Annotated in this window: 10 protein-coding genes and 1 pseudogene; 6 read left to right on the forward strand and 5 right to left on the reverse strand. The window is 67.9% G+C overall.

What is annotated here, in order from left to right; all coding sequences use genetic code 11:
- Positions 1–198: 198 nt before the first annotated feature.
- Positions 199–1434, forward strand: coding sequence for an MFS transporter (locus AC3WON_RS30455; RefSeq protein WP_492353418.1), 1236 nt, complete (start codon positions 199–201; stop codon positions 1432–1434).
- A gap of 3 nt (positions 1435–1437) precedes the next feature.
- Here the strand turns inward: AC3WON_RS30455 and AC3WON_RS30460 are convergent, their stop codons facing one another.
- Positions 1438–1989, reverse strand: coding sequence for a MarR family winged helix-turn-helix transcriptional regulator (locus tag AC3WON_RS30460; protein ID WP_492321495.1), 552 nt, complete (start codon positions 1987–1989; stop codon positions 1438–1440).
- 105 nt (positions 1990–2094) lie between these two features.
- Here AC3WON_RS30460 and AC3WON_RS30465 point away from each other — a divergent pair, with 105 nt between their 5' ends.
- The 3 genes from AC3WON_RS30465 to AC3WON_RS30475 all read left to right on the forward strand — a co-directional run bounded on the left by AC3WON_RS30465 (position 2095) and on the right by AC3WON_RS30475 (position 4443).
- Positions 2095–3009 (forward strand): EamA family transporter, encoded by a 915-nt coding sequence (locus AC3WON_RS30465; RefSeq protein WP_492321494.1) that lies wholly within the window; start codon positions 2095–2097, stop codon positions 3007–3009.
- Positions 3010–3054: 45 nt separating this feature from the next.
- Positions 3055–3354, forward strand: coding sequence for a hypothetical protein (locus AC3WON_RS30470; protein ID WP_492321493.1), 300 nt, complete (start codon positions 3055–3057; stop codon positions 3352–3354).
- A gap of 105 nt (positions 3355–3459) precedes the next feature.
- Positions 3460–4443: a Bug family tripartite tricarboxylate transporter substrate binding protein gene (locus tag AC3WON_RS30475; RefSeq protein WP_492353419.1), complete on the forward strand. Its 984-nt coding sequence runs from the start codon at positions 3460–3462 to the stop codon at positions 4441–4443.
- Here AC3WON_RS30475 and AC3WON_RS30480 read toward each other — a convergent pair.
- The gene (locus AC3WON_RS30480; protein WP_011614340.1) at positions 4440–5120 is read right to left on the reverse strand and encodes a response regulator transcription factor; all 681 of its coding nucleotides are present in this window, start codon (positions 5118–5120) and stop codon (positions 4440–4442) included. The genes AC3WON_RS30475 and AC3WON_RS30480 overlap by 4 nt on opposite strands.
- Before the next feature lie 221 nt (positions 5121–5341).
- On the opposite strand from AC3WON_RS30480, the gene AC3WON_RS30485 reads away from it, so the two are divergent.
- Positions 5342–6079 (forward strand): response regulator transcription factor, encoded by a 738-nt coding sequence (locus AC3WON_RS30485; protein WP_492321491.1) that lies wholly within the window; start codon positions 5342–5344, stop codon positions 6077–6079.
- On the forward strand, positions 6076–6828 hold the full coding sequence (locus tag AC3WON_RS30490; RefSeq protein WP_492321490.1) for a histidine kinase: 753 nt from the start codon (positions 6076–6078) through the stop codon (positions 6826–6828). The genes AC3WON_RS30485 and AC3WON_RS30490 overlap by 4 nt, the downstream gene beginning before the upstream one ends.
- A 27-nt stretch (positions 6829–6855) precedes the next feature.
- On the opposite strand, the pseudogene AC3WON_RS30495 reads toward AC3WON_RS30490, so the two are convergent.
- The 3 genes and pseudogenes from AC3WON_RS30495 to earP form a co-directional block, all read right to left on the reverse strand.
- Positions 6856–8183, reverse strand: a pseudogene (locus tag AC3WON_RS30495) (IS4 family transposase).
- A 153-nt stretch (positions 8184–8336) separates the two neighbouring features.
- Entirely contained in the window at positions 8337–8897 is a 561-nt protein-coding gene (gene efp, locus AC3WON_RS30500; RefSeq protein WP_010814696.1) for an elongation factor P, read from the reverse strand.
- Positions 8898–9108: 211 nt separating this feature from the next.
- Positions 9109–10266: an elongation factor P maturation arginine rhamnosyltransferase EarP gene (gene earP / locus AC3WON_RS30505; RefSeq protein WP_492353420.1), complete on the reverse strand. Its 1158-nt coding sequence runs from the start codon at positions 10264–10266 to the stop codon at positions 9109–9111.
- Positions 10267–10284: the final 18 nt, after the last annotated feature.

Genomic DNA, 10284 nt, shown 5'->3' on the forward strand with positions numbered 1-10284 from the left:
GGCACATGCTGATCGCGGGGGCGGCGGCGGGCCGCGCCTGAAGCAGAAAGGGGGCGAGGGGCGCGCGGCATGTCCTTTTCTCCAAGGTCGGGGACCTATTCTCGCAGGACAGGCGCAGGGGCGCCAGCTAGCATCGGTGCTCAGTTCCTTCCAGGCCGGCGCCCCCGCTGGCCGCTTTCCGTCTGTCGAGAGCCGCCAATGAGCACAACCATCGACTCCGCGCCTGCTGGCGCGACACCGTCCGCGACATCCCCCCAGGCCGAACGCACCGGTTTCCGCGTGCTGTCGGCGATCAGCTTCGCCCACTTCCTCAACGACATGATCCAGTCGTTGATCCTGGCGATCTATCCGATGCTCAAGGGGGGCTTCAACCTGAGCTTCACCCAGATCGGCCTGCTGACCATGACCTACCAGGTCACGGCATCGCTGCTGCAGCCGGTGGTGGGCCTGTACACCGACAAGCATCCCAAGCCGCATTCGCTGGCCATCGCCATGGCGTTCACGCTGGCGGGCTTGCTGCTGCTGTCGGTGGCGCCGAGCTACGGCGTGCTGCTGGTGGCCGCGGCGCTGGTCGGTACCGGCTCATCGATCTTCCATCCGGAATCATCGCGCGTGGCGCGCATGGCCTCCGGCGGCCAGCACGGGCTGGCGCAGTCGATCTTCCAGGTGGGCGGCAACGGCGGCAGCGCCATGGGGCCGCTGCTGGCCGCGCTGATCGTGCACCAGCAGGCCAGCCTGGCGTGGTTCTCGCTGGCGGCGCTGGTGGGCATCGTGGTGCTGTGGCGCATCGGCGGCTGGTATGCGCGCCAGCTGGCGCAGGGCGCGCGCAAGCACAAGGCCGCCGGCGCGGTGGCCAGCCCGGTGCCCACGCGCCTGGTGGTGCGCGCCATGGTGGTGCTGATGGTGCTGGTGTTCTCCAAGTACTTCTACATGGCCAGCCTGACCTCCTACTACACCTTCTACCTGATGGAGCGCTTCGGGCTGGCGCGCCAGGACGCGCAGCTGCACCTGTTCATGTTCCTGGCCGCGGTGGCGGCGGGCACCATCCTGGGCGGCCCGATCGGCGACCGCATCGGCCGCAAGCGCGTGATCTGGGCGTCGATCCTGGGCGTGGCGCCGTTCACGCTGGCGCTGCCGCACGTGGGCCTGTTCTGGACCACGGTGCTGACCTTCATCATCGGCTTTATCCTGGCCTCGGCGTTCTCGGCGATCCTGGTGTTCGCGCAGGAGCTGATTCCCGGCAAGGTGGGCATGGTGTCGGGCCTGTTCTTCGGCTTTGCCTTCGGCATGGGCGGCATCGGCGCCGCGGTGCTGGGCGGCATGGCCGATACGCACGGCATCCGCGCGGTGTACGAATACTGCGCCTACCTGCCGCTGCTGGGCCTGCTGACGGTCTTCCTGCCCGACCTGCGCGAGCGTCCGCAACGGGCCTGACCCTCAGGCCGGTTCATTACCTTCGCCGCCACCGCCCGGTGGCGGCTCGAACATGCGCAGCCAGCGGCGCAGCAGCGCAGCCAGCTGCGCGCGTTCCGTCGCGGTCAGGTCCGCCAGCAGGCGGTGCTCGTTGGCCACGTGCAGTTCCAGCGCGCGGTCGACGCGCTCGCGCCCGGCTTCGGTCAGTTCCACCAGCAGGCCGCGCCGGTCTTCCGGATTGGGCTGGCGCCGCACCAGCCCGGCCCGCTCCAGGTGGTCGAGCCGGTTGGTCATGGTGCCCGAAGTAATCATCAGCGACCCGATCAGCGCGCCCGGCGACAGCGCATACGGCGGCCCCGCGCGCCGCAGCGTCGCCAGCACATCGAATTCCCACGGCTGCAGGCCGGTTTCCCCAAGCGCGGCTTCAATGGCCCGGCTGGTATGGCGGTTGAGCCGACCCAGCCGGCCGATCACGCCCATCGGCGAGGCATCCAGGTCCGGGCGCTCTCGCGCCCATTGGGCGAGAATGCCGTCGACGTGGTCAGGTGTTTCTTCGGGTTTGCGGCGGGCAGTCATCGAGGAGCAGTGTGCGGATACGCGGGTGGCAGGAATACCGAAGTATCTTGACATCAAACAATCGGCTTCGTAAAGTCTATTTATCTTGACATCAAGAATATCGACATGAAGGCGAATGGATCTTCCTCCCTGGCCGCGTCCGGCGGCGTGACCCTTAGGGACATCCTGCTGACCGGGCTGGCCCCGGCGATCTGGGGCAGCACCTACCTGGTCACCAGCCAGTGGCTGCCGCCGGGGCAGCCGTTGCTCTCGGGCGTGATCCGGGCGCTGCCGGCCGGGCTGGCGATGCTTGCCTTCGGCCGGCAACTGCCGCGCGGCAGCTGGTGGTGGCGCGCGGCGGTGCTGGGCGTGCTCAATATCGGCTTCTTCCAGGCCATGCTGTTTATCGCCGCGTACCGGCTGCCGGGCGGCGTGGCGGCCACGGTCGGCGCGATCCAGCCGCTGATCGTGGTGGTGCTGGCGTGGGCCTGGCTGGGCGCGCGCCCGCGGCCAGCCGCCTGGATGGCGGGCGTGGGCGGGCTGCTGGGCGTGGCGCTGCTGGTGCTGGGCCCGGCCGCCCGGCTCGATGCCATCGGCGTGGCGGCGGCAGCGGCCGGGGCGGTATCGATGGCGGTGGGCACGGTGCTGACGCGGCACTGGCGCCCGCCGGTCTCGCCGCTGGTGCTGACGGCATGGCAGCTGTGCGCGGGCGGGCTGTTCCTGCTGCCGTTCGCACTGGTGCTGGAACCGCTGCCCGGGCATTTCACGCTGGCCAACTGGCTTGGCTATGCGTGGCTGAGCATTGTCGGGGCCGGCTTCAGCTATGCGCTGTGGTTCCGCGGTGTCGGGCGCATGCCGTCGTCCGCGGTGGCGGCGCTTGGGCTGCTCAGCCCGGTCAGCGCCACCGTGCTCGGCTTCCTGGTGCTGGGCCAGGCATTGACGGCAATGCAGGCTGCCGGCGCGCTGCTGGTGCTGGGCAGCGTGTGGCTGGGCCAGCGCGCGGCGACGCCGGCCGCGGTGACGCGCACGCAGCCGGCCTGATCCGATTGCGTCAGCGGCTGCTGCCGGGCGGCGTTTTGCGGCATCATGGCGGGCATGAAGTCTGCCGTGCCCCCGTCCCCGCCACCCATCCAACCCGCGTCGGCACCGTCTGCCACGCCCGCCTGCGAGCGCTGCCTGGCACTCGCCGCCGACCCGCGCCGGCGCGAGCCGCCGTCCTGCCTGGCGCTGCGCTGCACGGTGCCGCTGGTGAGCCAGAGCGCCGCCGGCGTGCCGTTCAGCATGCTTTCCTTTGCCTGCCGCGACTGCGGCACGGTATGGCGCCTGTATGACCGGGCCAACGAACTCTTTGTCTCGTGGGTGCCGGAACGCCCGCTGGTGCGCTGAGCGCGCACGTCCCGATCGGCTAAGATAGCGGCTGCTCCGCGCCAGGCCGGCAAACCGCTGCCGTGCCCGGCGCCCTCCTGTCGAAATCTCTCCCGCATTTCCATCATGGCCTTCCCCTTCCGCTCATCCCTGCTGGCCGCCCTGTGCGTGACCAGCGGTGCTGCCGCGCTGCCTGCCGCCGCTGCCGACGCCTATCCCAGCCGTCCGATCCGCCTGATCGTCGCCTACCCGACCGGCGGCATCAGCGACACCGTGGCGCGCGCGCTCGGCGAGCGGCTGTCGGCGCAGATGGGCACCTCGGTGGTGGTCGAGAACAAGGCCGGCGCGGGCGGCAGCATCGGCATCGATGCGGTCGCCAAGGCTGCGCCGGACGGCTATACGCTGGGCTTCGCCGCGACCAGCCCGCTGACGCTCAACCCGCATGTCGGCCGCGTCAACTACGACCCGCAGAAGGACGTGGCGCCGGTGATGAGCGTGATGTACTCGCCGGTGCTGGTGGTGGCCACCGCCGGCTTCAGCGGCAAGGGCTTTGCCGACGTGGTCGGCCAGGCCAGCGCCAAACCGGGCTCGGTGCGCTGGGCAACATCGGGCCTGGGCACGGTCGGCCACGTGATGCTGGAACAGATCAGGCAGAAGTCGAAGGCCGACATCACGCTGATCCCGTACAAGGGCGCGGGCCAGCAGATGAATGACGCGCTCGGCGGCCAGTTCGAGGTGATGAGCACCAACGCCAGCCCGGTGCTGACCCAGCATATGCAGTCCGGCCGCCTGCGCGCGCTGGCGGTGGGTGCGCCCAGGCGCCTGGAGAGCCTGCCCTCGGTGCCGACGCTGGCCGAGCTGGGCTACCCCAAGGCCAACCTGAGCTCGACCTTCGGCATCTTCGCGCCGGGCAAGACGCCCGCGGCCATCATCAACCGCCTGAACGCCGAACTGAACAAGGCGCTGGCCGAGCCGGAGGTCCATGAGCGCCTGCTCAAGGGCGGCGAGGTGCCGACCGGCGGCACGCCGGCGCAGTTTGCCAAGGCCATTCGCGAAGAGGCGGCGGAGAACGCCCGCATCGTCAAGGGCGCGGGCATCAAGGCCGATTAAGCCGCATCGAGGCGGCTGCCCAGCCCGTACACCGACGACAGCCGCACACCGTTGTGCGGCCACAGCGCCAGCTTGGTGCGCACGCGCGACAGGTGGCTGTCCACCGTGCGCGAGGCCGGGTCCATGTGGTAGCGCCAGACCTGGTCGACCATGGCCTGGCGCAGCACCAGCGAGCCCAGGTTGCGGAACAGCAGCACCGCCAGGTCGAATTCCTTGGGGGCCAGCAGCACCGGCTTGCCCTGGACCCACACGCGCCGCTCCGCGGTGGCAAAGCGGAACACGCCGTGCTCCAGGTCGCATTCATCGACCGCCGGCCTGGCGCGGCGCAACAGCGCCAGCACGCGCGCGGCCAGCTCGGCCGTGCGCAGCGGCTTGGGCACGTAGCTGTCGGCGCCTTGCGCAAAGCAGGCCGCGACGAAGGCTTCTTCGTTGGAGGTGCCGGTCAGCATCACCGGCATCTCGTTGCCGAGCGTGCGGCGCACCCATGCCAGCACTTCCAGGGCCGGGATCCCCGGCGTATCGCAATCGAGCATCAGCAGATCGAACGACCTGCCGCGCAGCGCGCCGATCATGGTGCGCCCGCTGAGATAGCGCGTGCACTGATGCCCGTTCAGGCGCAGGGTCTGTTCGATGCTGACGGCGAGGGTCGGGTCCGCCTGCAGCGCGGCGATGTTCACGAGAGTGGCTCCTGCGCGGGCGCATCGGAATGCGCCGATGGATGGACAGAGCTTGGCACTGCGGGCCCGCTCGGCACGCAGCGAAGCCCATGGTAGGAGCGGCCTGCTGAGGCGAGAAGTAAAAGATTGTTGAAAATCGAGATTGAGGTCTTTCCTATTCGTGCCGAAGGCAATGCGGTCTTAAATGTCCCGCTAGTGTCCTGTTCCGTCGGAGACAACACATGGGAAAGAAGATGGCATCGCGCATTGCATCGCTTGAAGACGCGCCCGCGGATGCGGCGCTGATCCGGCAGGTCATTACCGGCGCGGGACATGACTGCGTGACCTTCGCTGAAAGCCGGCGCCTGCTGCTGGCGCTGCGCGACGCTGGCTTCGACCTGCTGCTGCTGGACTGGCAGATGCCGGACCTGTCCGGGCGCGAGGTACTGGCCTGGGTGCGTACCCACCTCGACCGCCGCATCCCGGTGATGTTCCTGACCTGCCGCGAGGCCGAGCTCGACATCGTCAATGCCCTGGCGGCGGGCGCTGACGACTACATGGTCAAGCCGGTGCGCCCGGCCGAGCTGGCCGCGCGCATCGACTGCCTGCTGCGGCGCGCGAATCCCGCGCAGCTGGCGCCGCTCGCGCCGTTGCGGCTGGGCGGGTACGCCTTTGACTGCGCCCTGCGCAAGGTCACCTGCAACGGCGATCCGGTCGGCCTGACGCCGAAAGAGTTCGACCTGGCGGTGCTGCTGTTCCGCAACGAGGGGCGCATCGTCACGCGCGACCACATCACCGCCGCGGTCTGGGGCCGCGAGATCTCGCCGCTGTCGCGCACCATCGATACCCATGTCTCGCGCGTGCGCAGCAAGCTTGGGCTGCAGGCAGGGCACGGCTTGCGCCTGACCCCGGTCTACACGCATGGCTACCGGCTGGAGCGTACTGATCGCCCGGAGCGCACCGAACGGGCTGCCGCATGAAAGCGTCCCGGCTGCACCAGGCGGGGCTCGCCGTGGCACTGTGGCTCGGCGGCCGCTGGCTGGCGCGGTGCCTGCGCGGCCGGCCGGTCGGGCAGCGGCGCGCTGATGTGCGCAACCCCGCCGCCGTGCACGACATGCTGCTGCACGTGCTTGGCCACGACCTGCGCGCCCCCAATGCCTCGCTGCTGGCCTGGCTGGAACTGCGCCGCACGCGGGACCAGGCCGACGCCGCGCTGCTGGCGCAGGTCGGCAGCCATGCGCGCCGTTCGCTGCGCCAGATCGATGACCTGAACCGGCTGCTGCGCGAAACCCGCCACGCCTATCGCATGCGCCGTATCGCCATGGAATCTCTGCTGGATGAAGCGCTGGACCGCGTCTGGACCCTGGCCAGCGAGGCCGGCGTCCGGCTTGAACGGCCGGCCGGCCGCCTGCCGCGCCTTGGCGGGGACCAGGCGATGCTGGCGCAAACGCTGGAATGGCTGCTGACCAGCGCCATTGAGGCCGCCGCGCGGGGGACTGCGCTGCGGGTCACGTGCCGTGGCCATGCCGGCGGCCTGGCGCTGTGGCTGGCGTTCGATCCCGCCGACGACGACCGCGCCGCGCGGCTGGCGCAGCCCGGGGCGGCGCTCCTGTGCGCACAGCGCGTGGTGGCGCGCCATGGCGGCGTGCTGGTGCCGCTGCAGCCAATGGGCGAAGCCGCCTCGCAGGCGGGCTGGTACCTGTGGCTGCGGCGCCGGCCGCGCCCATGAAAAAAGCACCCGAAGGTGTAATGCCGTTCAGTTAAGGTCCTTCTTCAGGTACCGAACGGTGTAGCGAGAAGGTCGCGACTTAACGACCCGTGCGCTGAGCGTGCGGGTCATTTTTCATTTGGGAGCGCCTTCAGGCGCTCGCGCAAGCGCTGTAGCAGTGCAGGCAGTTTGCCGTGTGATCGCGTTGCGGCAGCCCACATTAGTTCGTACTGAATGGTATGGAAGGCACGCACGAAGCTGATGTCGGTCGGGGCGATCTTCGCTTCGAGCGCCGCTTTGGCCATTTCCAGCCGAATCGTGTTGTAGGCAATCAGTGCGCCCCAGATTTCCTGATAGACCCCATCTACCGTCTGGCTGCGCAAGGTCAACTCCATCCCCAGCATGGATTGCTTTAGCTCTCGGTAGCTCGTCTCGATCTGCCAGCGGCGCGTGTAGCACGCGACAATATCGGCTGGCTTGAAACGTCGGCGATCCCGTAGGGAAGTCAGCAAGACGCGCTCGCGCCCGCGCGAGTCGATGGTTCGGATGGCGCGCGCCTCCCAGAACTCGGGCAGTTCCGGACACTTCTTGCGCGCTTGGGGTGACACGCGCATGCGCACCGTGGCATCGTCGGGCTTGCCCTCGACGACATCCCAGCGCGTGTTCGTCTTGGCTGGAATCACGAAGTGCCGATTGTGGCCGCCGGTGGTGAGTCCGCACAGGATCTCGGCGGCCAGAAAGCCCTTGTCGAAGACAGTAATCGAATCGTCAGGGATGCGCGGTACAAGTTGCTTGGCATACACCATCTCATTGGTGTCGTAGCGGCCAAACTCGACATCGCGGATCAGATGGGTCGGAATGGCGGTCAGCGTGACAGCACGCACCTGCGGATAGCTCGCCAGCTTGCCGCTCGGATAGACCTGGGCCCCGAAGTGCTCGCGATTGGCGGGGCTGTCGGCGGTACGAAGGATCGTCCCGTCCATGGCCAGCAGATTCAGTCCTTTGAACACATAGCTGGGCGCATCCTGCTGGCTCCAGGCATTCGCAGACTGGTGAAACAGCCAGGCCAGAGGCGCGTAGCCGGTGCGTTGGCGCGCCTGCGCTATGGCGCTCTTGCTGACAAATGGGGCTGCGGTCGAGGGAAGCGCCAGGTCCAGATCATCGACAATCTCGCTGATCGACTGATGCCGGTACAGGGCCAGTGCGATCACCAGCCAGACCACCTGCTCGGCGGGCAGGCGCCGACGTCGCAGGCTTGCCATACCGGTGGCGTGCACGGCCTGCTCTACCCACTCGTAGGGCAGATGCTGCCCGAGCCGGCCAAAGTCGGATGGCTGCTGGGCTTCCAGTAGATAGTTGAGGTGAGCGGATAACACGGCGCCGCAAAGTTAACATTGCGGCTCGCGGTTTACAACTGCTTCGGCGGCTAACAATGAAAAATGCCGTTCAGTCTTAACTGAACGGCATTACAGCCGCGGCTGCCATTTTTGTTGACCGGCCCCGCGCTGAAGCGGGGCGAAGCAAGCGCCTTAGTTGGCGCGGCTGCGGTATTCGCCGGTGCGGGTGTCGATTTCGATCTTGTCGCCGATGTTGCAGAACAGCGGCACTTGCAGCTCGAAGCCGGTGTTGATCTTGGCGCCCTTGAGCACCTTGCCCGACGAGGTGTCGCCCTTGACGGCCGGCTCGGTGTAGACGATTTCACGGACCAGCGTGGTCGGCATTTCAACCGAGATGGCCTTGTCGTTGTAGAACACCACTTCAACGTTCATGCCGTCTTCGAGGTAGTTCAGCGAGTCGCCCATGCTGTCCTTCTCGACTTCGTACTGGTTGTAGTCGGCGTCCATGAACACGTACATCGGGTCAGCGAAGTACGAGTAGGTGCATTCGCGGCGCTCCAGCACCACGACCTCGAACTTGTCGTCGGCCTTGAACACCGACTCGCCCGGTGCGTCCGTCAGCAGGTTCTTGTACTTCATCTTGACCACAGCGGCGTTGCGGCCCGACTTGTTGTATTCGGCCTTCTGCACGACCATCGGATCGCCGCCGATCATGAACACGTTACCGACGCGGAGTTCCTGTGCGATTTTCATCTGAACTGTTTTCCTGAAATAGAAAGTAGGAATTTGGAATGGCGAAGGCGCGCTGCCGGCATCACCTGCGGTGAGCCTGTGAGCCCCAACGAGAGGCGTTCACGCGCTCGCGACCCCGTGCTCAGCTTGCATACAGGTCTTCGCCCAGTGTCGGTCTGACGCCTGGGAAAGGCCCTGGTTCTCCGGCCCGGTCGCCATTTGAATCAACCGATCATTTTACCTGATTTTCGCAAAACGCCACCAGGTTGGCGGCAAGATCGCCGGGATGCTGCAAACGCCGCTCCCAGCGCGCTGCGATCGCGGCAAGTGCCGGCAGGTGCGCACGCAGGCGCGGCCAGTCCACGGCATTGCCGTAGCCGTTCCAGGCGTGCCAGAAGTCCGTCAGCGCGGCCGCTGCTTCCGGCGCCACGCCGCACTGGCCGAACAGGTCGAGCCAGGCGTCCAGCTTCACCCGGTGCGCGGCATCGTCCTGCGGGTAGATGTGCCACACCAGCGGCCGCGCCGCCCATTGCGCGCGCACGAAGGAATCCTCGCCGCGCACGAAGTTCAGGTCGCAGGCCCACAGCAGTTCGTCAAAGTGCTCCTGGCGTACGAAAGGGATGAGCTGCACGCACAGGCTGCCGCGTTCCACCGGGTCGCCAATCCGCAGCGGGGCACCCAGCCATTCGGCGACCTGGTCCGCGGCCAGGCCTGCGGGCACCAGGCAATGGACCGCCTCGGCGGCATCGCGCCATTGCTCCAGCAGCGCGGGCAGGGCCGGGTTGCGGTAGGCAAACAGGCTCACGCGCAGCGCATCGGGCCGGGGCGTCACGCTCAGCCGGTGCCACAAGGCCGCCTGGGCAGCCGTGCCGCCGAGGAAGGCGGCGCGCTGCGCGCCCAGCATCGATTCCCGCAGCAGGCCGCCGGTGCCGGGCTCGAAGCCGGGGAAGAAGAAATGCTTCACCAGCGGCAGCCGCGGATGGGGCGAGGGCATCGCATGGTGCTCCCGTACCCAGGGCTCGGCGCTCAGGTATTCCAGGTTGATCCAGGCGGATTTGGGGTCACGCGCGGCCATGCGGGCCAGGAAAGCTTGCGGCACATCACAGGCGAAGGCTTCGATGACGGCATCGTGTGGCTCGACCCCGGCGGTGTCATCCACGCTGTCGCCACCCGGCCGCCACGGACGGATCTCCACGCCCGCCAGGCGCTGCACCGTGGCGCCGGTATCGAGTTCCGGCGCCAGCCGCGCGAAGCTGGCCAGGTCATCGACCCACAGCCGCACCGCGTGCCCGTGTTCCTGTGCGAGCTGGCGTGCCAGCCGCCAGCAGACGCCGATGTCGCCGAAATTGTCGATCACGGTGCAGAAGATGTCCCAGGAGCGGATAGGCATGGCGGGTGAGGGGGCGGG

This window comes from Cupriavidus sp. FW305-46 (assembly GCF_058787075.1).